Annotated in this window: 21 protein-coding genes; 18 read left to right on the top strand and 3 right to left on the bottom strand. The window is 39.0% G+C overall.

All coding sequences use genetic code 11. The annotated features are described in order from the left end of the window. Window positions 1-57: 57 nt before the first annotated feature. From acnA to M3226_RS17595, 9 genes are all read left to right on the top strand, one after another. Complete coding sequence (gene acnA, locus M3226_RS17635) at window positions 58-2,763, top strand: aconitate hydratase AcnA (RefSeq protein WP_251567504.1); 2,706 nt, start codon at window positions 58-60, stop codon at window positions 2,761-2,763. 339 nt (window positions 2,764-3,102) lie between these two features. After that, window positions 3,103-4,836, top strand: a complete 1,734-nt coding sequence (abc-f, locus tag M3226_RS17630; protein ID WP_251567501.1) for a ribosomal protection-like ABC-F family protein — start codon at window positions 3,103-3,105, stop codon at window positions 4,834-4,836. Between the two features lie 95 nt (window positions 4,837-4,931). Beyond that, window positions 4,932-5,468 (top strand): redoxin domain-containing protein, encoded by a 537-nt coding sequence (locus M3226_RS17625; protein WP_251567499.1) that lies wholly within the window; start codon window positions 4,932-4,934, stop codon window positions 5,466-5,468. 197 nt (window positions 5,469-5,665) lie between these two features. Beyond that, window positions 5,666-5,797 (top strand): FbpB family small basic protein, encoded by a 132-nt coding sequence (locus tag M3226_RS17620; RefSeq protein WP_098532144.1) that lies wholly within the window; start codon window positions 5,666-5,668, stop codon window positions 5,795-5,797. Between the two features lie 66 nt (window positions 5,798-5,863). Then, complete coding sequence (locus tag M3226_RS17615) at window positions 5,864-6,007, top strand: acid-soluble spore protein N (protein ID WP_098532143.1); 144 nt, start codon at window positions 5,864-5,866, stop codon at window positions 6,005-6,007. Between the two features lie 139 nt (window positions 6,008-6,146). Then, window positions 6,147-6,374, top strand: a complete 228-nt coding sequence (tlp, locus tag M3226_RS17610; protein WP_098532136.1) for a small acid-soluble spore protein Tlp — start codon at window positions 6,147-6,149, stop codon at window positions 6,372-6,374. A 127-nt stretch (window positions 6,375-6,501) separates the two neighbouring features. Then, a complete protein-coding gene (locus M3226_RS17605; RefSeq protein ID WP_251567497.1) occupies window positions 6,502-8,835 on the top strand; it encodes an AAA family ATPase in 2,334 nt (777 codons plus the stop codon). Window positions 8,836-8,855: 20 nt separating this feature from the next. Continuing rightward, on the top strand, window positions 8,856-9,284 hold the full coding sequence (locus tag M3226_RS17600) for an acyl-CoA thioesterase (RefSeq protein WP_251567495.1): 429 nt from the start codon (window positions 8,856-8,858) through the stop codon (window positions 9,282-9,284). A gap of 45 nt (window positions 9,285-9,329) precedes the next feature. After that, entirely contained in the window at window positions 9,330-9,644 is a 315-nt protein-coding gene (locus tag M3226_RS17595; protein ID WP_251567486.1) for a hypothetical protein, read from the top strand. A gap of 180 nt (window positions 9,645-9,824) precedes the next feature. Here M3226_RS17595 and M3226_RS17590 read toward each other — a convergent pair whose 3' ends face one another. Further along, complete coding sequence (locus tag M3226_RS17590) at window positions 9,825-10,982, bottom strand: CapA family protein (protein WP_251567484.1); 1,158 nt, start codon at window positions 10,980-10,982, stop codon at window positions 9,825-9,827. Window positions 10,983-11,433: 451 nt separating this feature from the next. After that, window positions 11,434-12,033 (bottom strand): glycerol-3-phosphate 1-O-acyltransferase PlsY, encoded by a 600-nt coding sequence (plsY, locus tag M3226_RS17585; protein WP_251567482.1) that lies wholly within the window; start codon window positions 12,031-12,033, stop codon window positions 11,434-11,436. A 366-nt stretch (window positions 12,034-12,399) separates the two neighbouring features. On the opposite strand from plsY, the gene M3226_RS17580 reads away from it, so the two are divergent. The 9 genes from M3226_RS17580 (at window position 12,400) to M3226_RS17540 (ending at window position 25,184) form a co-directional block, all read left to right on the top strand. Continuing rightward, the gene (locus M3226_RS17580; RefSeq protein WP_251567480.1) at window positions 12,400-13,686 is read left to right on the top strand and encodes a GGDEF domain-containing response regulator; all 1,287 of its coding nucleotides are present in this window, start codon (window positions 12,400-12,402) and stop codon (window positions 13,684-13,686) included. Window positions 13,687-13,708: 22 nt separating this feature from the next. Continuing rightward, window positions 13,709-14,641: a sensor histidine kinase gene (locus tag M3226_RS17575; RefSeq protein ID WP_251567478.1), complete on the top strand. Its 933-nt coding sequence runs from the start codon at window positions 13,709-13,711 to the stop codon at window positions 14,639-14,641. Window positions 14,642-14,958: 317 nt separating this feature from the next. Then, on the top strand, window positions 14,959-15,372 hold the full coding sequence (locus M3226_RS17570) for a CoA-binding protein (protein WP_251567695.1): 414 nt from the start codon (window positions 14,959-14,961) through the stop codon (window positions 15,370-15,372). A 288-nt stretch (window positions 15,373-15,660) separates the two neighbouring features. Then, the gene (gene parE / locus M3226_RS17565) at window positions 15,661-17,640 is read left to right on the top strand and encodes a DNA topoisomerase IV subunit B (protein ID WP_308211957.1); all 1,980 of its coding nucleotides are present in this window, start codon (window positions 15,661-15,663) and stop codon (window positions 17,638-17,640) included. Next, a complete protein-coding gene (parC, locus tag M3226_RS17560) occupies window positions 17,637-20,075 on the top strand; it encodes a DNA topoisomerase IV subunit A (protein ID WP_251567474.1) in 2,439 nt (812 codons plus the stop codon). Before parE ends, parC begins: the two co-directional genes overlap by 4 nt. A 100-nt stretch (window positions 20,076-20,175) precedes the next feature. Next, complete coding sequence (locus tag M3226_RS17555; protein ID WP_251567473.1) at window positions 20,176-20,925, top strand: hypothetical protein; 750 nt, start codon at window positions 20,176-20,178, stop codon at window positions 20,923-20,925. A 160-nt stretch (window positions 20,926-21,085) separates the two neighbouring features. Beyond that, a complete protein-coding gene (locus M3226_RS17550) occupies window positions 21,086-21,535 on the top strand; it encodes a MarR family winged helix-turn-helix transcriptional regulator (RefSeq protein ID WP_251567470.1) in 450 nt (149 codons plus the stop codon). Between the two features lie 32 nt (window positions 21,536-21,567). Then, on the top strand, window positions 21,568-23,295 hold the full coding sequence (locus M3226_RS17545; protein ID WP_251567468.1) for an ABC transporter ATP-binding protein: 1,728 nt from the start codon (window positions 21,568-21,570) through the stop codon (window positions 23,293-23,295). Beyond that, window positions 23,292-25,184 (top strand): ABC transporter ATP-binding protein, encoded by a 1,893-nt coding sequence (locus tag M3226_RS17540; protein ID WP_285857895.1) that lies wholly within the window; start codon window positions 23,292-23,294, stop codon window positions 25,182-25,184. The genes M3226_RS17545 and M3226_RS17540 overlap by 4 nt, the downstream gene beginning before the upstream one ends. A 197-nt stretch (window positions 25,185-25,381) precedes the next feature. Here the strand turns inward: M3226_RS17540 and xerS are convergent, their stop codons facing one another. Next, complete coding sequence (gene xerS, locus M3226_RS17535; RefSeq protein WP_251567466.1) at window positions 25,382-26,470, bottom strand: tyrosine recombinase XerS; 1,089 nt, start codon at window positions 26,468-26,470, stop codon at window positions 25,382-25,384. Between the last annotated feature and the right edge of the window lie 172 nt (window positions 26,471-26,642).

The raw sequence follows: 26,642 nt of genomic DNA, 5'->3' as shown, positions 1-26,642 counted from the left end.
AAACTTTCAAGACTTTTCGTTAATTTTAAGTATGAAAACGAACAGGAGGAATTACACATGGTAAAAAACGATGTATTTAACGCTCGTTCTTCCTTCGAGGCTAACGGTAAACGTTACCATTACTACCGTTTAAACGCATTGGAAGAAGCAGGTATTGGCAATGTATCTAAATTGCCTTATTCCGTAAAAGTTTTACTTGAATCTGTACTTCGCCAATATGATGGCCGCGTAATCGCAAAAGAACATGTTGAAAACTTAGCAAAATGGGGAACAGCAGAGCTAAAAGAAGTGGACGTTCCATTTAAACCAGCGCGTGTTATCCTTCAAGACTTCACTGGTGTTCCAGCAGTAGTGGACCTTGCTTCATTAAGAAAAGCAATGGCTGACCTTGGCGGGGACCCTGACAAAATTAATCCAGAAAAAACGGTCGATCTTGTTATTGACCACTCCGTACAAGTTGATGCCTATGGCTCATCTGATTCATTAAGAATCAACATGGATTACGAATTCGAACGTAACGCTGAACGTTACCAATTCTTAAGCTGGGCACAAAAATCATTCAACAACTATCGTGCGGTTCCGCCTGCAACAGGAATTGTTCACCAAGTAAACCTTGAATATTTAGCAGATGTTGTACATGTAGCTGAAGTTGATGGCGAACTTGAAACATATCCTGATACATTAGTAGGAACTGACTCCCATACGACAATGATCAACGGACTTGGCGTACTTGGCTGGGGCGTTGGCGGTATCGAAGCAGAAGCTGGCATGCTAGGACAACCTTCTTACTTCCCAGTCCCAGAAGTTGTCGGTGTAAAATTAACTGGAGTGCTTCCAAACGGTGCAACAGCTACTGACCTTGCACTTAAAGTAACGCAAGTATTACGTAAACATGGTGTAGTTGGAAAATTCGTTGAGTATTTCGGACCTGGTGTGTCTTCATTACCACTAGCTGACCGTGCAACCATTGCGAACATGGCTCCTGAATACGGTGCAACATGCGGATTCTTCGCGATTGACGACGAGTCACTTGCTTACATGCGCCTAACTGGACGTGATGAAGAACAAGTTAAAGTTGTAGAAGAATATTGCAAAGCAAACGGATTATTCTTTGATCCTTCGTTTGAGCCTGTTTATACAGATGTCATTGAAATTGATCTTGCTGAAATCGAAGCAAATCTTTCTGGACCTAAGCGCCCTCAAGATTTAATTCCTCTTTCACAAATGAAAGAAGAGTTCGTGAAAGCTGTTTCTGCTCCACAAGGAAACCAAGGCTTCGGTTTACAAGCAAATGAACTAGAAAAGTCTGCTGTGGTTAAATTTAATAATGGCGATGAAGCTACGATTAAAACAGGTGCAGTTGCAATAGCTTCCATTACTAGCTGTACAAACACATCGAACCCATATGTTCTAGTTGGTGCAGGACTTGTTGCGAAAAAAGCTGTAGAACTCGGAATGGAAGTTCCTAAATTCGTTAAGACTTCTTTAGCCCCAGGTTCAAAGGTTGTAACAGGTTACCTTCGTGATTCTGGCTTACTTCCATACCTAGAGCAAATCGGCTTTAACCTTGTAGGTTATGGTTGTACAACATGTATCGGTAACTCCGGTCCATTAAAAGAAGAGATTGAAAAAACAATCGCAGAAAACGATCTATTAGTTACGTCTGTTCTTTCAGGTAACCGTAACTTCGAAGGACGTATTCACCCGCTTGTAAAAGCTAACTACCTTGCTTCTCCACCATTAGTTGTTGCTTACGCCCTTGCAGGAACTGTAAACATCGACTTTGCTAATGAAGCAATCGGTAAAGATAAAGATGGTAACGATGTATTCTTCAAGGATATTTGGCCATCAACTGCTGAAGTAAACGATGTTGTAAAACGCACTGTTACACCAGAATTATTCCGTAGAGAATACGAGAATGTGTTCGGTGACAACGAGCGCTGGAACCAAATCAAAACTAGCAATGAGCCATTATATACTTGGGATGAAAATTCCACTTACATTGCGAACCCGCCATTCTTTGAAGGCTTATCACCTGAACCAGGTACAGTTGAGCCTCTAGCCGGGCTTCGTGTTGTCGGCAAGTTCGGTGATTCTGTTACAACTGACCATATCTCACCTGCAGGAGCTATTGGCAAAAACACTCCAGCCGGTAAGTATTTATTAGAAAAAGGCGTTGAGCCTCGTGACTTTAACTCCTATGGTTCCCGCCGTGGTAACCATGAAGTTATGATGCGCGGTACGTTTGCAAACATTCGTATCCGTAACCAAATCGCACCAGGTACAGAAGGCGGCTTCACAACTTACTGGCCAACTGGCGAAGTTACATCTATCTATGATGCTTGCATGCAGTACAAAGCTGATGGCACTGGACTAATGGTTCTTGCTGGTAAGGACTACGGAATGGGTTCTTCACGTGACTGGGCTGCTAAAGGTACAAACCTTCTTGGCATTAAAACAGTTCTAGCTGAAAGCTTTGAACGAATCCACCGTTCTAACCTAGTGTTAATGGGCGTTCTTCCACTTCAATTCAAAGATGGCGACAGCGCTGAATCACTTGGTTTAAATGGTAAAGAAACTTTCGAAGTACAAGTAGACGAAAATGTAAAACCACGTGATCTTGTAAAAGTAACAGCTACTGACGAAGCTGGCAACAAGAAAGAATTTGAGGTTCTTGTACGCTTTGATTCCGAAGTGGAAATTGATTACTACCGTCACGGTGGAATTCTGCAAATGGTTCTTCGTGAAAAATTACAAGCTTAATTCTTGTTACGCAACACCATGTCAAAATTGGCATGGTGTTTTTTCATATAATGATTGACAAATTTATCTCTTTTTAAATAAAATGGAACTATCAAACGTAAAGGAATGAACAAAGGGCCCATGAAATTATAATCTTATTTTTCAGTACATTATTCGAAATTTACGAAAATGTTGAACCTGAAGAATAGGATGAGTATGTCCTTTTTTATGTCCTGATCGTTTATATCTAATCACTGCAAAGAATCCTTCATAGGGTTTATTTGTCTTTGGATTTTCATGGGTATATAACATTAAATGACATAACACTCTCTTTCAGGTTCAAATGAAGGGGGTTTTTTTATGTTTACAAATCAAAAAGTCGTTCTAAAAGTCAGTGGACTAGATAAAAGTATTCAACTAAGAAAGATTCTTGAAAATATTCAATTTGATATAAAAAGTGGAGATCGCATCGGGCTTGTCGGAGGTAATGGCTCCGGTAAAACAACCCTGGCCAAACTTCTGCTCGGCACACTTAGTCCTGATAAGGGAACCATTGAAAAGTCCGATCACATAAAAATAGGATACCTATCACAGTCTATTGATTTTGAAATTAGTGGATTCGGACAGCATCACTTAAATAATGGAGAAGACTTATACCAATATACAAAGGAGTTAGGTCTCAATAAGGTTTATGACTGGAACGGAGAACGCCTGTTGCATTTAAGCGGCGGAGAAAAGCTAAAACTTGCGCTATCGGACCTCTGGGCCTCGAAACCTGATTTTTTAATCCTAGATGAGCCTACTAACCATCTGGATTTTAAAGGAATAAACTGGCTGGTATCTGAATTAGCAAACTTTGATGGACCAGTCCTGGTCATCTCTCATGATCGCCACTTCCTGGATCAATCCGTTACGCAAATATTTGAATTAGCAAATTGCAAACTGCATTTTTACAACGGAAATTATAGTAATTTTCTAATTGAAAAACAAAAAAGGTTCGAAAACCAGCAGCATGCGTATCACGTCCAGCAGCGCCAGATTGAACTAGTTGAATCACAAATGGAGCAATTAAAGTCGTGGTCTGAAAAGGCCCACCGTGATTCAACTAAGAAAGGCTCAGGCCCCTCCAAAAGGCAATTTGGGATTAAAGAATTTCATCGGGCGAAGGCTAAAAAGCGCGACAGCCAAGTTAAATCAAAAATGAAACGATTGGAGAGTGAATTGACCAAAAATAGAATCGAGAAGCCACTAGAAGATAGCACCGTTAGATTCCAGTTTGATGCAAGCGGGAAAAGAGGAAAGCGTATTATCGAGGCAAAGAATCTTTCAATAAAATTTGGTGACCGTACCCTATTCCATGGTTCGCAGTTTTATATTAATCAGGGGGAGCGAATCGGTCTTTTAGGCGATAACGGCAGTGGGAAAACAACCTTAATCAAGATGATTTTAGGTGAAGAGACCCGCTTTGAGGGTGAAATTTGGAAAAGTGATTCACTAAAAATTGCTTATTTGAGACAAGATGTAGACGATCTGCCTGCTGATAAAAATGCACTAGAAGCACTTGGGTTTACTGACAGACAAGACATCCTTAGAGCCAGAACCTTATTAGCGAATTTAGGTCTTACGGAACAACATATCCTAAAGCCGATTGAGACATTGAGTCTAGGAGAACGAACGAGGGTTAAACTGACTGATTTACTAATGAATGAATACGATGTTCTCATTCTCGATGAGCCCACCAATCATCTTGACTTAGCAAGCAGGGAACAGCTTGAAAAAACGTTAGCTGAATTCACAGGAACCATCCTCACCGTATCCCATGATTATTATTTTCTTAATAAATTATGTGATCGTCTGCTTGTCTTTGAGGACCAACGGGTTAAACGAGTAGAAAAGACACCGGATGAATATATAAACCCTGAGAAAGATAATGGGAATAATGGAGAAGATGATTTATTGATTATTGAAAACAAGATTGCGCTAATTTTAGGACAATTATCGATGATCGATCAAAAAGATCCAAAGTACCCTGTTTTAGATCAAGAATTTAACCTTCTACTTCAACAAAAACGGAATTTAAAAAATAAATTTTAAAACTTGTCACTACATTGGCATACAGTTATTTTGTTTCAACTGAGTTTATAGTGTAAAATCATTATAGCTAAAGTAGAAACAAAGGAGGTTCCGGGATGATTAAAAAGGTGATTGCTGCTGTCGTACTCGTTAGTTTACTGACAGTTGCGATTGTTCAAGCGATGGATAAAAAGACTGATACTCCTAAAACAGCGACAGAAGCATCGGCAGCTAAAGAAGGACTTTCGATTGGGGCTTCAGCACCTGATTTTGAGCTTAAAACGTTAACCGGAGACACCGTAAAGTTATCACAACTAAAAGGGAAAAAAGTCATGCTGAACTTTTGGGCGACATGGTGTCCGCCTTGTAAAGCCGAAATGCCAGAAATGGAGCAGTTTTCTAAACAAATTGGTGATGATACCGTTATTTTAGCAGTTAATATCGATCCTCAATTAGATGTGCAAGGATTTGTTAATGAAAATAAAATAACGTTCCCAATCCTTCTAGATGCAGAAGACAAAGTTAATGAAGCGTATCAAATTCTTTCAATCCCGACGACTTATTTTATTAATAGTAAAGGGATTATCCAAAACAAATATACTGGCGCAATGAAGCTTGATGTCATGAAAAAATATACACAAGCATTAAATTAAACAAGAGATGTTGGCATATGCCAATGTCTTTTTTTGTACTTTGAAAATTGTCCAGTTTCAGTGTCTAGGTTCTCGAGGACATAAGCCTCTGTTTAAGGCGTTTTCGCTTTTCGAACAAATTTTCAAAAAGTTGTAATAATTGCAACCGTTTCAGGGAATAATAATTGTTACAATAGGAAATAAGGAAGGTGATAACAATGAGAAAACCTAGAAAACGCTCATTCGCAGAACTAGTATTAGAAAATAAATCACAATTAATGAAAGACAGTGCTGCTATGGAAAAAATTGAACAGCGATTAGAAGAAAAGCGGCTCGGCAAAGCTGAGTAATCACATTTGTTTCCAATCATGCTTCCCCTCCTTATGGGTAAAATGATAATAAGGAGGGATTGAAACATGGGTAATCCGAAAAAAGATTTTAAGCATTTCTCACCAAGCCATTTAGGTACTCAACCAAGAGGATTTAGTGGCAATAATGGGAAAAAAATGAATGATACTTCTGGGAAGCATGCTCAGGTCATTCAAACTAAAGGCGAATAATGCTATGTATATAAGACCCGTCAGGCACCAGCCTTACGGGTCTTTTTGTTTTAAGTTTCCCTTGATTCTCCTGTGATAAATTTTGCTTTCCGTTACAAACTATATCTGTACCAAATACACCTTTAGGAGGATTTTGAAAATGACCTACAACAACAAACCAAATCCCGATGACCGCAGCGATAATGTTGAAAAACTTCAAGCGATGATTACAAATACTATTGAAAATATGGAAGCTGCCGAAGAATCACTTGCTTTAACAGACAGTGAAACACAAAAGCAACAAATTCAAGCTAAGAATGAACGCAGGCGTGAAAGCATCGATTCTTTCCGTTCTGAAATTAAAGATGAGGCAAACAACCAAGGTTAATTTCCCCTCCCAGGACCTGTTCATTATCTGAGCAGGTCCTTTTTGAGACCTCTCATTTTATCTAGGAGAACCTGTTATGGTAAGATAGTGAGTAAAACCTAGTACAAGAATTTTAAATAGAAGAGTGATGATTTTGAATCAATTAGAAAACAACCGTTCTTATTCCATCATGCAGATTCAACAGTGGGAACAAGAACTGAATGAAACCGGTTTTATTACTGAAGAGGCAAACTTACTAGCCGCTATCCGTCAGGAAACAAATCCTGTAACATTATCAAAACTGTTAACATTTGGCGCTTTATCAAGACTCCATGATCATAAAGATGACTCCATCGCCGCGGTTTGGTTAGAAAAAGCACTAAAACTAAATCCCCTAAACCAAAAAGCAAAGGAACATACTGTTCAATCTGACTGGAAGAAGATGCATCATTTATTGACACCATTAACGTTTCCGTCCATACGGGAAACGGATAATCGTACAGCTAAAAAGAAAACCGCGGAAGAGTATATTGAAGTATGTCAGCGATTTTTAGCCGAAGCGGATGAACACCTTCAGGAATTGCAGAAAATCATTGATACTGTCTCAAAAATCGATTTGGACGAACTTTTACAAAGATATAAAAGACTTTCCGAACTGCTTTCATCTGCGATTGAGGAAACAGGAAGCTTGTTAAAAGCGGCTGAGGAATACAATCAATCGATAACAGGGGTTTTCCATACTTCGACCTATTATGATGATTTAAAAATACATATGTCTAATTTAGAAGAAATCAAACAGACATGGCAACAGCAATTTGTAGAGGAAGAAACCCCTGCTGCAAAACCAGAGAATGCATTAGATCAGCTGCAAAATATGGTAGGGATGGATTTAGTAAAGAAACGCATTAACGATTTTTACCGGTTTCTTAAGTACCAAAAACAACGGAAACAACTGGGCTTTCAGATTAAAGATGAGCTTAGTCTTAATATGATTTTAACCGGGAATCCTGGGACAGGAAAGACAACCTTAGCTAGATTATTAGCGAAGATTTATCATGAACTCGGGGTATTACCAAGGGAGGAAGTCATTGAAACGAATCGCTCGCAACTCGTTGGTTCTTTTGTCGGGCAAACGGAAGAAAATGTCCGTTCGATTGTTGAACGCTCGATTGGCGGCGTTTTATTTATTGATGAAGCCTATAGCTTAAAACGTGAAGGTCAAACGGGAAATGACTATGGACAAGCTGCCATTGATACGCTTGTTTCATTAATGACAAGCAGTGAATATGGCGGAAAATTCGCCGTCATTTTAGCTGGCTACCCAGATGAGATGCGTTCCTTTTTAAATGGGAATCCAGGGCTGCGAAGCAGATTCCCGCAGTCCAACTTTATTCATTTGCCTAATTACTCTAACGAAGAACTAATTGATATTGCCGAGTTAGTTGCAGCCGAAAATGATTATCTTTTAACAGAGGAATCTAAAATTGAAATTCATCACCGTCTTGAAAAGGAACGGGTAGATGATAGCTTTGGTAACGCCAGAACGGTCCACAATATTGTTTTGGATGCCATTTTTAAAAAAGGGTCACATAACACTGCCGATGGCGACATTTTAGATATGATGCTGCTTGACCAAGAAGACTTTCAAACCGAGAATGAGAGTATTATGGAATCACCGCAGGAACAATTGAACCAATTAACCGGTTTGACCAACTTAAAAATAGAGCTAAAATCACTTATATCGTTCGTCAAAATGCAGCAATTCAGAAGATCGAAGGGCCTCCCTGCCGTACCGATTCAACTGCATGCTGTTTTTACGGGAAACCCAGGTACAGGGAAAACAACTGTAGCTAAAATTTATGCGGAGTTTTTAAAGGAATGCGGTATTTTAAAAAGAGGTCATCTCATTGTGGCGAGCCGGGCTGATTTTGTTGCTGGCTATGTCGGTCAAACAGCTGGAAAAACGAAGCAAAAAATTAAGGAAGCCTTAGGCGGGGTTCTTTTCATTGATGAGGCCTATTCATTAATTAGTCAAACAGCAGGTGACTTTGGAAAAGAGGTCATCGATACTCTTGTGGATGAAATGACAAAACAAAATGAAAATTTGGTGGTCGTTTTAGCTGGTTATCCTAATGAAATGAATCAACTGCTTGAGAGTAATCCAGGGCTTCGTTCCCGCTTTAAAAAGTTCTTCCTTTTCCCTGACTATACAAATGAAGAGTTACTTGAAATCATGATCAACTATGCGGGTAAGTTTCAGTATCAGCTTACAGAAGACGCAAAAAACTTACTGCTTCAAACAATGGAAGCTGAAAGTTTTAAAGGTAATGGCCGATTTGCTACCAATTTAGTGGATGAAATGATACAGGCACAAGCATTACGGTTAATGGATGGAGTAGAGGAAGAAGGTCTATTAGAAAAAGCGCTGTTACTGGAACTGGAGGATATCGAAAAAGCACTTGATAAAACTTCAGTATACTAACAATGAAAGGGAGGTTTATAGTGGGAAATTATTTTGTCTCAACTAGGGAAATCCAACTGTATTATGCGGATACAGATATGATGGGTGTCATTTATCATGCTAATTATTTAAAATTTTTTGAGCTAGGCCGGACAGGTTTTATCGAGGACATCGGCTATAGCTATCTTGCCATGGAGGAATCGGGTTACTATGCTCCTGTCTATGATATTAATATTACCTATAAAAAACCATTAAGATATGGAGACAAGGCCTTTGTAAAAACATGGGTAACATTAAATGATGGAATCAAGACCATTTATACTTATACCATTGTAAACGGGGAGGAGGAGGTCTGTGCAGAAGGGACTTCGACCCATATTATTGTGAAAAAGGATAACTTTAAACCGACTTCCTTTAAAAGAGCTTTTCCGGAATGGTATTTGAAATATGAAGAAATAAAGAAAAAATAATCTCATTTTAAAGTTAACCTTTCAACAAGAAATGAGGTGTTACTGTTGGCTTTTGGAATAAACCGCAATGAACTAAACGAATGGAAAAAGAACATTGATCAGGGAAAAATTGCGTTTTTGACTCATTATTGGCTGGATGATCGCTTTCCTGATTGCAAAACCGTCACAAAAGTTGGATGTCTTGACCTTGATAAATTAGCTGAATGGGGTAAAAAGTACGGGTTAAAAAAAGAATGGATTCATCACCGCCAGGATGGTTACTCCCATTTTGATTTACTAGGTGAGCGGCAAACCGAAATTTTAGAAAAAGAGGGCTTAATTGAACATATTTGGCAAAAAACCGGCACACTTGAGGAGTAGGTGATCAAGCGTGCCGGTTTTTCTTATCAGATAAGAAGATATAAATTTTGCCTTCGAGAATTGTCCAGCTCCAAGCGCCATCGGCTCGAGGTCACAAGCCAATCCGTCCAAAAGGTTAAAGAACATTTCGGCCGGCTCGTCTTGTGCTTGTCGCCAATAGGCGGGCGCCTTGCGCTTTTCTTATTGAATCCACTGGTACATATGTTTTTTAATTTCATCATATTTGGCTTGGGCATTTTTTAGCCCGTAGTTCTCAGCCCTTTCAAGGGGAACAACGCGAAAGCTTTTGTTTTTCTGACTTGCAACATATGAGGGTGTAAAAACTGGATTGGAAATCTCAATTTTGCTGCCCTCGGCGGCAATCTTTTTTGTGATATCAATCGTCGCTAAACCACCAATATCCCTATACTTTCCGTGCTGTGCGGAAATAAAATTTCCAAGTGAATAGATAACAAACGATTTTCTGCCATCTGTTCTATTAATCCATTCCATTGGCTGGAGTACATGCGGATGGGAGCCAAAGATAATATCCGCTCCTTCATTTGCCAGAAATTGTGCTAAATCCTTTTGTTCTTTTGATGGGATTCGTTGGTATTCATTCCCCCAGTGAATACTCATTACTACCACGTCGGCATTACTTTTTGCCCGTCTGATTTCTGCTTTCATGGCATTTTTATCAATTACATTAACAAGATAGTCTTTCCCTTTTGGAATTGGAATGCCATTCGTTCCGTATGTATAAGATAAGAAGGCAACTTTAATCCCATTTTTATTGATAATCCGTAATCTTTGACGGTCCATTGGATCAATAAAGCTTCCAACATGGGGTAAACCAATTTGATCTAAGTAGGCAGATTCTGATTGGATTCCCTTTTCTCCTTTATCCAAGGAGTGATTATTGGCGGTTGAAACAATATCCACGCCTGAATGGATCAGGGCATTAGCAACCTGATGTGGACTATTAAACCTCGGATATCCGGAAAGGCCCAATTCTAGTCCTCCTAACATGCTTTCTTGATTGGCAGTTAGAATATCAGGTTTTTCAAGGATTGATTTTACCGGATCGAACATAGGATCAAAACTATAATCAGCACCGTTAAAGGCATCTTGATATACAGGGTTATGAATTAGGATGTCTCCAACCGCCCCAATGGTTATTTTTTCAGTCAGAGTTACATCTCGATTAACATTAAATGATGGCCGTATCGAATGTTTTTGTACACTATAAATTTTATTTTCCTGATTTGCAGATTGCTTTTGCTGTATGATGAGAACAGCCGCAGTCGTAATACAACCTATAATAATGAACATTGAAGGTAAAATCGCCTTTTTCTTCATAATGTCTCCTTTAATCACTAGACTAATAAGCAAATTACTTTTGTGCTTCTTGATGTTACTATATTATATTTAAGTATAATTTTACATTTATTCTTAAAATTTTCTAAAAAAGTTTTGAAAGGAATAGGACATGTTTAAACTAACAAATAGTGCTTACCTGAAATTATCCGAAATTGTTGTCCAAGAAAAGGTAACAGCTGATGAGCAGCTTTTCCTGCGACTAACCATGGGGATTGGCTGAGGCGGACCTAAATTAAATCTGTCTCTGGAAGAGCGGAAGATTGAGGGAGATCGTACTTACCAATTTGATCATCTTACTGTGATTATTCATGAAAAAGATATGGTTTACTTTAATCATACGAAACTGGATTATGTATCAGATGTACTAGGGAATAAACGGTTTCAACTATTGCATATGTGAAAAATGGCTATAAAGAGACATAATGTCCCTTTATAGCCATTTAATTTTTGGTTCTGTTTTATTTAAAATTCTTTTAATATTAGCCCTGTGGCGGTAAATAACAAATGATGCCATCAAGAGTACCACAACTAATAAAGGGATGTCCCAATTACGGACAAATCCTGAAACGACGGCATATAAGACAGCAGTAATACCTGCAGCCATGGAGGATAAGGATACATATTTGGTTATGTATAAACAAATAAAAAATACCACAATAACCGTCAAAAACATATAAGGTGCTGCTAACAATACGACCCCGCCAGATGTTGCAACTGCTTTTCCACCACGAAATCCCGCAAAAATCGGATAGGTATGTCCCAGAACCGCAAAAATCCCTGCCAACAATGGATTTATATCAAGATGGAAGATCAAGGGAAGAGCAGCTGCTAATGTGCCCTTTAGAATATCAGCAAGCGTTACCGCTAAGCCCGCTTTAACCCCGAGCGTTCGAAACGTGTTCGTACCTCCTAAATTCCCACTTCCATGCTCCCGAATATCGGTTTTGTAAAATACCTTTCCAACTATTAGCCCAGATGGAATGGAGCCAAGTAAATAGGCTAGGATCAAGACCAAAATTATTTGAACCATTCAAAATTTCTCCTTCAATAAAAGATCCAGTTCTTCTATTTTACCATGGATTTGTGAAAAAGTACTATTCCTTTCAAAGATAAGTTTAAAAGAGAAGTAAAAAAAAGTTGGTCAAAATGGTTCTCTAAAAATGCTTTTCACTGGGGAAATTGATTATTGAGTCAAAAGTAAGGACAAAAAAAGTCAAATTTATTACAAAGCAATTGAGAATTTAGGAACGGTTGATAAATCGATTGAATGCCGGGAAATGGGAACCTATAATAAAGAAAAATCTAATGATCATCAAAAGAACCGGCCTTATCTAGACGGTAAAAGATCGGTTTTCTTACATAATTTTATACTAACGATGAAAGAGGTGATGAACCCATGAAAAGAAGTGTTCTGCAATATCCTTACTACCAATACCCAGATATAAGGGTTTTATATGTAGAAGATGAAAGGTTTTCCCGCGAGAAACTCCTGCGGGTTTTAAATCGAAGGTTTGCCAATATTCATGTTGCTATTGATGGTGTCGAAGGTTTACAACTCTATCAAAAATATAAACCGGATTTAATTATTGCTGATATAAAAATGGATCAAATGAGCGGATTAGAGATGATAAAAAACATCCATGCACATAACGAAAAGGTCCAAATCATTGTTACCACCGCACATGATGATAATGATTTTTTTGTCCAATCGATTGAAAGTAATGTCAACTATTTTATTTTAAAACCGATTGATTTGGATTTACTGTTACAAGCGATTCAAAAATCCGTTTACCAAATTCAGCTCGAAAAAGAGCTTGAAAAACAAAAGAATCTTATTCGTATTATTCTTGATTTTCAGGATAATCTCATTTTTATAATTGAAAACGGAGAGATTGTAGAATGGAATCAAGCTTTAACCAATGTAACGGGTATAAGTATTCACAAAAATAATCCAACAGGTTATCAAAGTGAATTTCTGGCAAGTTTTTTTGTCGAGGATCCTCATTATTTTTATCCCAAGGATAAAGGGCGTTGGTTAGAGGAGTTTACTTCCAGCGGAAAAAACATGGCAAAAGTTCGTTGGAAAGGACCACATGGAAACGATTATAACTATGTGATGAAAGCAGGACCCATCCCAGGTACTAATCAAACCTTATTCGTGCTTACAGATATTGAGAAAGAAAGTCGAGAAAAGGATCATTTAGCTATGCTGGACCCATTGACGAGCAGTTATACCCGTCAGAAATTCAAGGAAATTTTGGCCAGCGAAATGAGGCGTTCCGAACAATTTAATCGGGCCTTCTCACTTATTTTAATGGATATTGATTTCTTTCATACACTCAATGATCAAATAGGTCACACAGCAGGAGATAAAGTGTTAATCACAGTATCGACCATTGTTCAACAGCGGATTCGCGAGTGCGATATTTTAGCCCGCTGGGGAGGAGAGGAATTCATCCTCCTTATTCCTGAGACAGTTGGAAAAAATGCTGTTGTTTTAGCCGATTCAATCCGTTCGATTATTGAAGAATACGATTTTCTTAAAATCGGAAAGGTTACCTGCAGCTTTGGAGTTGCTGAATTTGCTTCGGGAAAAACAAAAAGTGAATTACTCGCAGAGGCCGAACACGCCTTAACCTCTTCAAAAAATAATGGACGAAACTGTGTAACATTATACACCTAAGAAGAGTATGGGGGCGGCAATTATGATATACATATATATTAGCTTATCCTTGATGATTGGTTATATCATTTTCACTATTTATTTATATGTTTTTAAGAGCCGTATCCTGATGAAGAAGCTGAAAGACAGTGAACGTTGTTATCGAGATTTAGCGGAAAAGTACGAAGCCATTAATCGAAACCTAGAAAAAAAGATTCAAGATGAAGTAGAAAAAAACAGACAAAAAGATCGTCTCCTTATTCAGCATTCTCGTCTTGCTGCGCTGGGGGAAATGATAGCCAGTATTGGCCATCAATGGCGCCAGCCCTTAAATAGCTTATCCCTAATCATCCAAGATGTACGGGAGGAATTTGAGTTTGGTCAGCTTGATGAAATCTATATTGATAAATTCACGAAGGAAAGCATGATTCAGATCAAACATATGTCCCGTACCATCAATGATTTTCGGAAATTTTACAAACCGAATAACGAAAGGGGCCCTTTTTCGATTGGAAGTTCAATTGAGGACGCTTTGTCGATTTTTTCCTCCAGTCTAAAATATTATGGGATTAGAATGGAATTTGAATATCGGGGTGAGCTGATGGCATACGGCTTCCCAAACGAATATAGTCAAGTGGTGTTGAACATTTTAACCAATGCCCGCGATGCCTTTATTCAAAAGGATATTAAGGATCGAAAAATAACGATAAAATTACGTGAAACATCAAAATTTATTACAGCCGAAATCACGGATAATGCCGGGGGAATAGAGCCTGAGCTCCTAGATAAAATTTTTGATCCCTATTTTACAACGAGGCCGCAAGGAACAGGTTTGGGCCTTTTTTTGACTAAGATGATACTAGAAAATATGAACCGATTGGTTATGGCAGAAAACCAAAAACATGGTGCCCGGTTTTGCGTCTCAATACCAAAAGTAAATGAAACAGCGAAACAAGAACTAATCTCTGTTTCTTAAGGTAAGCTCCCAATTAAACGGCTAGCTACAGCGCCTAGGGGCCCGGGGTCATAAGCTTATCCAGTTCCGGCTCCTTTGGACTCGAGTCATAATCCACCCCCTGAAGAAGGCAAAAAGCGCCTACTTGCATGGTGCGTCTTAGCCTAGAGTCCCAGGACAGTCGCCTCCACTTTTAAATCAATCCGTCAAGAAGGCTCGACTGTAGCCTTGCGCCCCTGGTCAAGGCGCTTTCGCTTTTCGATTTTGCAAGCGTTTTATTTTGGCTTTTATTATCAAAAAGGGTAAAATAAAGATAATAATTCCAAGGAGTGGTAATGATGGCAATTGAAAATCCAAGCCGTGAGGAAATTGGTGCTATTTTGAATAAGGCAAAGAGAATCGCTGTTGTGGGCTTAAGCGACAATCCTGCAAAGGCTTCCTACCAAGTATCAAAAGTTATGCAAGATGCAGGATACGAAATTATCCCTGTGAATCCAGCTGTTGACAATGTCCTAGGTGTTAAGGCAGTAGCTTCTTTAAAAGATATCCAGGGGCATGTAGATATTGTCAATGTTTTCCGACGTTCCGAACAATTGTTCGATGTCGCAAAAGAATTTGATGAGATTGATGCCGACATATATTGGGCCCAGCTCGGTCTTGCAAATGAAGAAGCCTATCAATTTTTAAAAGAAAAGGGGTATACCGTCATTATGGATCGCTGCATTAAAATTGAATATGCAATGACAAGATAAAGAACTGCTATTTTTTAGCAGTTTTTTTATTTTTCACCCCCTGTAAACAGCTAAAATTGTATTACAAAAAAATGTTGTTTTTAAATACATATTTGCCAAATCGAAATTAATCGCTACAATTAAGCATAGACGCCGCAAGAAGATGTGTTAAAATAAATGTGGCAAACATTAGTTCTATTGGATAAATTTAAAGGATAATGAACTCTTTTAAACGAATGTTTTACTAATTAATTGTGAAAATGGCGGTGAACGCCATTTATGTTTTTTAGGTATGAAAGGGGTATTTTAGTGGCAAGAAATCAGCAAGCTTTTGACTACAATGATGATGCCATCCAGGTACTAGAAGGTCTTGAGGCAGTTAGAAAACGCCCAGGTATGTACATTGGCAGCACTGATTCACGGGGTCTTCATCATCTTGTGTATGAGATCGTTGACAACTCTGTAGATGAAGCACTAGGCGGATTCGGTGATCAAATCATTGTAAGAATACACAAAGATAATTCCATAAGTGTTATGGATAAGGGTAGAGGAATGCCTACAGGTATGCATAAAATGGGAAAACCAACACCTGAGGTGATTTTAACTGTGCTCCATGCCGGCGGTAAATTTGGCCAGGGCGGCTACAAAACCAGCGGTGGTTTGCACGGTGTAGGTGCATCAGTCGTAAATGCCTTATCTGAATGGTTAATCGTAACAATTAAACGAGATGGCTTCGTATATGAACAACGTTTCGAGGATGGCGGTAAACCGGTCACAACACTCGAAAAACTCGGCAAAACGAATCAAACGGGGACAACGATTCATTTTAAGCCTGATCCAACCATATTCTCGACCACTACCTATAACCTTGAAACTCTATGTGAACGGCTGAGAGAATCAGCTTTCTTGTTAAAAGGTTTAAAAATCGAAATTATTGATGAGCGTAATGATATTCACGAAGTTTTTCATTATGATAATGGTATTGAGGCTTTTGTTGAATACTTAAACGAAGATAAAGAGACACTCCATCCAGTTGTCAGTTTTGAAGGATCTCAAAACGGGATTGAAGTAGAATTTTCATTTCAATTCAATGATGGATATTCTGAAAATGTCTTGTCGTTTGTTAACAATGTAAGAACAAGGGATGGCGGTACACATGAGGCCGGAGCCAAAACCGCCATGACTAGGGTATTCAATGACTATGCCCGCAAAGTTGCTTTTCTTAAGGAAAAAGACAAAAATTTAGACGGTAACGATATTCGTGAAGGATTATCCGCGATTATTTCCGTGAGAATCCCAGAAGAACTGTTACAATTTGAAGGACAAACAAAGGGAAAACTCGGTACGAGTGAAGCGAGATCATCAGTAGATTCCGTTGTTTCTGAACATTTATCCTACTTCTTAGAAGAAAATCCTGATATTAGTTCCTTATTAATCAAAAAATCGATTAAAGCGTATCAGGCCCGGGAAGCAGCAAGAAAAGCCCGCGAGGATGCACGAAGCGGTAAAAAGAAGAAAAGAGGAGAAACCGTCCTTTCTGGAAAGCTGACACCGGCACAATCACGGAACCCGCAAAAGAATGAACTCTACTTAGTAGAGGGTGATTCTGCGGGAGGTTCTGCCAAGCAGGGCCGTGACCGCCGTTTTCAAGCTGTCCTTCCACTCCGTGGAAAAGTTATCAACACAGAAAAAGCGAAACTCTCTGATATTTTCAAAAACGAAGAAATTAACACGATTATCCACGCAATTGGCGGAGGCGTTGGTGCCGATTTTACAGTCGAAGACATCAATTATGACAAAATTGTCATTATGACAGATGCTGATACAGACGGTGCCCATATCCAAGTTCTATTGCTTACCTTCTTTTATCGTTATATGAAGCCGCTTCTTGAAGCAGGTAAAGTGTTTATTGCCCTTCCACCGCTATATAAAGTAAGTAAAGGCTCAGGGAAAAAAGAAATAATCGAATATGCATGGAACGAGGATGAGCTTCAAGGAGCTATTAAAAAAGTTGGTAGAGGCTATATCATTCAGCGCTACAAAGGACTTGGCGAAATGAATGCAGACCAGCTATGGGATACCACAATGGACCCAGAAACACGGACATTAATCCGCGTTAAGATTGATGATATCGCAAGAGCGGAGCGACGTGTTACTACGCTAATGGGTGATAAGGTCGAACCGCGTCGTAAATGGATTGAAAGTAATGTAGCATTCGGTTTAGAAGAAGATGATACGATTTTAGAAAATGAAAATATTACCGTCTCCGAGGAGGTTACTGAAGGATGAGTGCACTTGAAAAATTTCGGGACTTACCTCTAGAAGATGTAATTGGTGATCGTTTTGGAAGATATAGTAAGTATATTATCCAAGAACGTGCACTGCCGGATGCGCGGGACGGATTAAAGCCTGTACAGCGGCGTATCTTATATGCTATGCATGTGGAAGGCAACACCTTTGATAAAGGGTTTCGTAAATCGGCAAAGACAGTCGGTAATGTTATTGGTAACTATCACCCACATGGTGATTCTTCTGTATATGAGGCGATGGTGCGTTTGAGTCAAGATTGGAAGGTTCGGAATGTGCTTGTCCAAATGCATGGAAACAACGGTAGCGTCGATGGTGACCCGCCCGCTGCGATGCGTTACACAGAAGCAAGACTTTCGGCGATCGCCGCTGAACTTTTAAGGGATATCGAAAAAAATACAGTAGAATTTATTCCAAACTTTGATGATACATCAAAGGAACCGACTGTTTTACCAGCCATGTTCCCAAACTTACTTGTAAATGGTTCAACAGGAATATCAGCCGGTTATGCCACCGATATTCCTCCACATCATTTGGGTGAAATCATTGATGGCGTGATCATGAGAATGGATCAACCGGATTCAACCGTAGATGAACTCATGACCGTGATTAAAGGACCAGATTTCCCTACTGGCGGAATCATTCAAGGCATAGAAGGCATTAAAAAAGCCTATGAAACTGGTAAAGGGAAAATCATTGTCCGAGGAAAAGCTGAGATTGAAGAGGTTCGCGGCGGTAAGCAGCAAATCGTTATTACGGAGATACCTTACGAAATTAATAAAGCCAACCTCGTCAAGAAGATGGATGAGTTCCGAATCGATCGAAAAGTTGAAGGAATGTCAGAGGTTCGTGATGAGACGGACCGAACCGGTCTTAGAATCGTGATTGAATTAAAAAAGGACGCACACGCAGAAGGTGTCTTGAATTACTTATACAAAAATAGTGACCTTCAAATAACCTATAACTTTAATATGGTCGCAATCTATAATAAACGCCCGAAACTTATGGGAATTCGTGAGTTACTCGATGCCTATATTGGGCATCAAAAAGAAGTTGTGACCAGACGTACTCAATATGACCTCAATAAAGCGAAGGAACGCCAGCATATAGTTGAAGGTTTAATGAAGGCTTTATCGATTCTTGATGAAGTCATTGCCACCATCCGCGCATCTAAGGACAAACGGGATGCAAAAGATAACTTGATTGCGAAATTTGCCTTTACAGAAATACAGGCAGAAGCGATTGTCTCTTTACAGCTCTACCGTTTAACAAATACTGACATCACAGCTTTACGTCAGGAAGCAGAAGAGTTAGCCAAAAAAGTGGAAGAGCTTTCTAGCATCTTAGCTAGTGAGAAAAAATTATTATCTGTCATTAAAAAAGAGCTCAAAGACGTGAAAAAACGCTTTGTCGATTCACGCCGTTCTAAGATTGAAGCGGAAATCGAAGAAATTAAAATCAACCTTGATGTCACCGTGCCAAGCGAAGATGTCATTGTTACAGTGACAAAAGAAGGTTACGTCAAACGGACAAGTCAGCGTTCTTTTGCGGCATCCGGCGGACAAGATTTGGCAATGAAGGAATCCGACCGTCTCCTTGCCCAATTAGATATGAATACAAAAGATGTATTATTGCTCTTTACCAATAAGGGGAACTACTTGTTCTGCCCTGTTCACGAGCTGCCGGATATACGTTGGAAGGATCTCGGCCAGCACATAGCCAACATTATTCCAATTGACCGTGATGAGGAGATTATTCACGCCATTTCCGTTAAAGACTTTGAGAAGGATGATTATCTTGTTTTTGTAACGAAAAATGGCATGGTTAAGAAGACTGAGCTGAAAGCCTATAAAGCGCAGCGCTACTCTAAACCTCTTGTTGCGGTAAATCTTAAGGATGACGACCAGGTGGTTGATGTTCATTTAACTGATGGCTCTAAAGAGCTCTTCTTAGTCACGAACTTGGGATATGCTTTATGGTTCCATGAGGAAGAAATCAGTATCGTCGGACAGCGGGCTGCGGGTGTAAAAGGCATTAACTTAAAAGACGACGATGTAGTCATTGGCGGAAAGCTGATTACTCCAGGCAGCAGCGAATCCATTGTGGTAGCTACCCAGCGTGGCGCCTTAAAACGCATGAAGTTAAAAGAGTTTGAAAAAGCAACACGTGCGAAGCGTGGTGTGGTCATACTAAGGGAGCTTAAAGCAAAACCGCATCGGATAACCGGCTTTGTCATCGCAAATGAACAAGACTTAATTATAATTGAGACAGAAAAAGGCTATTCCGAAACGCTAAAAACAGTGGATATTAGCTTTAGTGACCGTTACTCTAATGGCTCATTTATTCTTGATGAGGATGAGAACGGCAAAGTAACAAACGTTTGGAAAGTATCCGTACCATCAGCGGTAACCGAATAAAAAAATGAAAAGAACCTCCTAGGAAATCAGGAGGTTCTTTTCATTTTTTTCCCAAAATTGGACATACTAAGTAAAACAAAAGGATGTGGAGGGGAACTGGATGAAAAAAGAGATGCTGCTAGTAATCATTTCGTTTTTTCTTATATCGCTGTCGACCATAACAGGGGTTTATGCGATTGAAGAAAAAAACAAAACGGTCACCATTTCCAAACAGGAGGCAGATTTAACTGGTGATAGACAAAATGAGACCATCTTCCTAAAAGGGGTACCTGATCAAGATGAAGAGGCCAATTTACAAAATATTTATATCGAAATATCGGCGTCAAATGGCAGAACATACAGCCTCCCATTAGAAAGTGGTACTAAGGCATCGCTGAAGATAGTAGATTTAAACCATGATGGATTGAAGGACTTATTTGCAAACATATTATCAAGTGGAACCGAGGGCACTGTTAAGAGCTATTTGTATACCTTAAAGAATTTTGTCCGAACCGAGTTAACGGTTCCTGAACCGCTCGAGATGGATGCAAAATTTAAAAATGGGTACAAAGCAGAAATTAAATTATCCGACACTGGAAAATCCTATTTGTTTGATTTAAAAAAGCGCAAAGACTATTACAAAAAACTCGGTTTTTATTATAGAGGAAAATTAAATGAGCCAACGGAACTTACAGTAAACAATTATAACCATGTGGAACCGATTCACATCGACAAACAAAGAATCGGTCTAAAGGGGCAGCAGAAGGTGACAGGGATCGCAAATGCGGATACGATCGCTTTAGTTGAATCTATTTGGTATTATGATCGTGGACACTGGAAGCTTTTTAAAGCAGATGTTAAACCATCATGATGTTAAAGTTGAGTGTGGATACGTTCAAAACACAGGAGAGATCTTCTGTGTTTTTTCTTTATATTGAAAATTGACGAACATCCTTAAGTGGAATATACTTAGGTCTATAAATAATTAAGTTACCTAACTATTAGTCTGGTGAATAAAAGAGGTGATATAAATGGCTGGGACAGAAAATGAAACGGCACATAAACTTATTAAGGCTTTTCAGCAATTCCGCAAAACTGGAAGAAATGAAAAGAAAATAGCCGGATTTAACCCAAGTGAATTCAGGGTACTGTTCCTGATTCAACGTGCAAATGAGAATAATAGTGAGATGAAGGTTTCAGAAATCAGTCAGAAATTGAGAGTGACCCCGCCAACGGTAACACAAATCATCAATGGTTTAGAAAAGGATGGTTATATTGAACGGACCATCAATCCTGAAGATCGCCGGGCTGTAAAGATTAGCCTGACGGAGGCTGGACTAAAAGCAACAGAACAAGCCAGAAAGAAATTTAATGAAACCTTCTTAGGTCTAATCGATTACTTAGGAGAAAAGGATAGCGAGCAGTTAGCGGAACTACTCTTTAAGGTACATGATTATTTCAATCAATTAGATAATCAATAAAATTTAACATTAGAAAATGGAGAGGGTTCTTCTTGTTAAAATTAAGCAAATATCTTAAACCATTTCAGATTCCAATCTACCTCGTCCTTGTGCTTGTCCTTTTACAATCCCTATCGGAATTATACCTGCCAACACTCATGTCTGATATCGTGGACAAAGGGGTCGTGACTGGTGATTCGCACTATATTTGGAAAATCGGCGGTTTTATGCTGTTGGTAGCAGCAGGCGGTATGATTTGTTCGATAGCCGCCAGTTTTTTCTCAGCAAAAGCAGCATCCGGCTTCGGAAGATTATTACGAAGCAAGGTCTTCTCACACGTGGGAAATTTTTCCTTAAATGAGTTTGATAAACTAGGGACAGCATCGCTTATTACAAGAACAACGAACGATATTACGCAAATACAGCAAGTAATGATTATGATGCTAAGAATGATGGCCGCTGCACCAATGATGTGTATTGGCGGCATTATCATGGCGTATTCAAAAGATGCGAAACTCACTCTGGTCCTGGCGGTGGCGATTCCTTTTCTAATTGCAGCGATCGTGGTGATTGCTAGAAAAGGAATTCCGTTGTTTAAAGCCATGCAAGTTAAATTGGATAAACTTAATCGTGTTTTACGGGAGAATTTAACCGGCATTCGGGTTATTCGTTCCTTTAACCGAGTAGAGTTTGAGAAAAAACGCTTTGATGAAGCGAACTGGGATTTAACGCAAACCGCCATTAAGGTTAATAAAATTATGGCGGCAATGATGCCAATTATGATGGTTGTCCTGAACCTTACCACGGTAGCGATAATTTGGTTCGGCAGTCACCGGATCAGCAATGGACATATGGAAGTAGGGGATATGATGGCATTTATCCAATATGCGATGCAGATCATGTTCTCGTTCATTATGCTATCAATGATGTTTGTTATGATCCCGCGAGCTTCAGTTTCAGCTGTCAGGATTAATGAAGTACTTGAGACAGTGGCCGATATTAAGGACCCAGCATCTTCTGCATCATTTGATGGCGAAAAAGGAAATGTGGAATTCAGGGATGTTACATTCAGCTATCCAGGTGCTGAAATGCCGGCTATTTCTAACATTTCTTTTTCGATGCATCCTGGCGAAGTGACGGCAATTATTGGAGGTACTGGTTCAGGTAAATCAACCCTTATTAATTTAATTCCACGTTTTTATGACGTTGATCATGGTCAAGTGCTTGTAGATGGAGTAGATGTTCGCGACATGACACAAGAACAGCTTCGGCAAAAAATTGGTTTTGTTCCCCAGCAGGCTGTTCTCTTTACTGGAACGATCTCTGAAAATATCCGCTATGGGAAAGATAATGCCTCCGATGAAGAAGTCTATCATGCGGCAGAAATTGCTCAGGCAAATGAATTTATTTCATCGATGCCTGAGGGTTTTGATTCGATTATTGCCCAAGGGGGAACAAATGTTTCAGGTGGTCAAAAACAGCGCTTATCCATTGCGCGGGCCCTTGTAAGAAAACCTGAAATCTATATTTTTGATGATAGTTTCTCAGCATTGGACTTTAAGACTGATGCAAAGCTACGTGCAGCCTTAAAAGAAGAAACCGACGATTCTACCGTCTTGATTGTGGCACAAAGGGTAAGTACGATCATGGATTCCGATCGAATTATTGTTTTAGATGATGGAAAAGTTTCCGGAATTGGCACACATAAAAAACTCATGGAATCTTGTTCAGTTTATCGTGAAATTGTAATGTCACAGCTGTCAGAGGAGGAAATTGCATGAGTACGGATTCCAAAAATCAGCGTCCAGAAGACGGTGCCGCTCCACAAAGACCAGGTCCGGGAGGAGGATTCGGACCTCGTGGAATGGGGATGCCTGTCCAAAAAGCAAAAGATTTTAAAGGAACTCTTAAAAGACTCGTAGTCTACTTAAAGCCTTATAAATTGCAGCTCATTTCCGTCCTTATCACTGCAATCATTAGTACCGTCTTTTCAATTGTCAGCCCGAAAATAATGGGTAAGGCCACCACAAAGCTCTTTGAAGGATTAATGATGATTTTTAAGGGTGTTCCTGGCGCTAAAATAGATTTTGATTATATTGGCCAAATCATATTACTCTTAATTGGTCTCTATATATTAAGTGCCATTTTTGCCTATTTACAGGGATATATCATGGCAGGGGTAGCCCAAAAGACCGTCTATCATTTAAGAAAAGAAGTGGAAGAAAAACTGAACCGTCTGCCGTTAAAGTATTTTGACTCTAAGACCCATGGTGAAATACTAAGCAGGGCTGTCAATGATGTGGATAATATTAGTACCACGCTGCAGCAAAGCTTAACACAGCTGATTACTTCCGTTGTTACTTTAATTGGTGTCATCGTGATGATGCTTTCAATCAGTCCATTAATGACCTTGATTGTCATCGTTACACTGCCGCTAAGCTTTTTTGCTACTGCTAACATTGCGAAAAAATCACAGCAGTATTTTAAAGGACAACAAAAATCACTTGGTCAGTTGAACGGGCATGTGGAAGAAATGTATACGGGGCATAAAGTGGTTAAAGTGTTTGGGCAAGAAAAAAAATCAATCGAACAATTTGAAGAAATTAATAACAAGCTTTATCAATCAGGCTGGAAGGCCCAGTTTGTTTCCGGAATGATTATGCCGCTTATGTCTTTTATCAATAATATCGGCTATGTGCTTGTGTCTGTTGCAGGCGGCCTATTAGTGACTAAAAAGGGGATTGAAATCGGGGATATCCAGGCTTTTATCCAGTATGCTCGTCAGTTCTCGCAGCCCATTGCACAAACAGCTCAAATTGCCAACGTCATTCAGTCAACAATCGCCAGTGCGGAACGCGTGTTCGAAATATTAGATGAAACAGAAGAGGTACCAGAAGCGGTTCAGCCAAAAGAAATTAACCTACCAGAGGGTAATGTAAGGTTTGAACATGTTTCCTTTGGTTATAACAAAGATGAATTGTTGATTGAAGATATGAACATCGATGTCAAATCAGGTCAAAAGGTTGCGATTGTGGGTCCAACTGGAGCTGGGAAAACTACTTTAATAAACTTGTTGATGAGGTTCTATGAACTTAATTCCGGTCGAATATTAATCGATGGAGTTGATACAAGGGATTTAAAAAGAGAGAAACTTAGAAGTCTGTTTGGAATGGTTCTTCAGGATACATGGCTGTTTAACAGTACGATTCGTGATAATATCGCTTACGGAAGAGAAGGGGCGTCGGAAATGGAAATTTTGGCAGCTGCCAAGGCTGCAAATGCTGACCATTTTATCAGAACACTTCCGGAGGGCTATGATACGATTTTAAATGAAGAAGCATCGAATATATCGCAGGGTCAGAAGCAATTACTTACGATCGCTCGGGCTATCTTAGCGGATCCCGCGATTCTTATTCTTGATGAGGCAACCAGCAGTGTCGATACTCGAACGGAAGTACAGATTCAGAAAGCAATGGATTATTTGATGAAGGGACGCACTAGTTTTGTGATTGCGCACCGTTTATCGACCATTCGGGATGCTGATTTAATCCTGGTCATGAATAATGGTACGGTGATTGAAAAAGGTACACATCAGGAATTATTGGAAAAAGGCGGTTTTTATGCTGATTTATATAATAGTCAGTTTGCCGGTCGGAAAAATGTAGGTTAATGTATGGCGCTTAGGGTGATCCTAGGCGTTTTTTTCTCTGAAGAATTTCCGAAGGATTATTGTAAAATTTAATCTCGTCTCATTTTCTTAAGTATACTTAGGATATGAGACAATATATGAATTTGTTTACATAATAATATTATGTAAACTAATAAAATAATGAAAAACTGCCGAGAAGGGGCAGCTTTTTTATTATTTTATTCCATTTGTTCTTTAGGCATATCCATTTTATCTACAGCTATTTTTAAATCGTCGTTCTTAATATGTGTATAGATCATCGTTGTCTGTATAGACGAATGACCTAGTTGCCGTCTTAATTTTGGCACATCATTTATTTCTGCATGATATCTCGTTGCGAACGAATGTCTTAGTTTATGTACCGATAATGATGGTTTACCAAATGCCGCTGCATATTTTTCAATGAGTTTTTCAACAGATCTTGCTGTTAGCCTTCGTGATTTTCCTTTTGGACCTACCGGTGCAGAAATAAACAATGCTTTATTTGTTTTATCGACCTTATACTTTGAAACTCTCACCGTGAGATATTCCTGGAGATCAGCCATGGCCACCTGGCTAAAATAAACGAATTGTTCTTTATTTCCTTTTCTAATCACTCTTACGCAGTATTTACTGAAATCAATATCGTCTAATTCGATACCGACTAACTCGGAAAGCCGCAGGCCTGATCCTAAAATTAAGGAAACTATCGCTGTATCTCGTTCTTTATTTAACAAATAAAAGTTATAACGCTTTTTATTTTCCTTATATAATTCACCATAATCATTTGCTACAAACAAACGAAACTTTTCGTATTCATCGCCAAGAAGGATTTTACCTTCCATTTTATTTGCTTTCGTTTCCATGCTGTCTTTTACTTCATTAAATTCGATTTTAGCCATGACATTACGGTTAATATATGGCTTTAAATCAGGCGTTTCAGCAATATTTTGCAAATAGTTAAATAACGACTTTAAGGCTGATAATTTACGGTTAACGGTCAATTCCTTGTTATCTAATTGATAATGGAGATAGTTTAAGAAGTTTTCAACCTCTAAAACTGTCATGTGTTCGAGACGTTCTAACGGAATATCCTTAACGGGACCTTGATACAGTTGCTCCATAATCATCCAGTTGAAAAAGATTTTGTAGTCATGACAGTAATTAAATAAGGATGCGGTCGAAAGTTTCCGCAGCTTGTGATTAATGTATTCTTCAACATACCAAGGAAGTTCGTTCAGCAAGGTTTGTAATTTCTTAAAATTAGTTTGTTTATCCTGATTTACCATAATAACACCTCACTTCTATATTTTACCTGATGGTCATAATTACGTCAAATTTATATTTTACGTAATTATTTAAATAGGGAGTTTCACCACCTTTAAAATGAACAGCAAATCTTCTCCAATAAGGAAACTATCCAAATTATTCCATTCATCTCAAACCTAAATTTCTTTAAGT

It is taken from the genome of Neobacillus cucumis (assembly GCF_023715505.1).
This window is presented reverse-complemented; position numbering and strand designations above follow the sequence as displayed.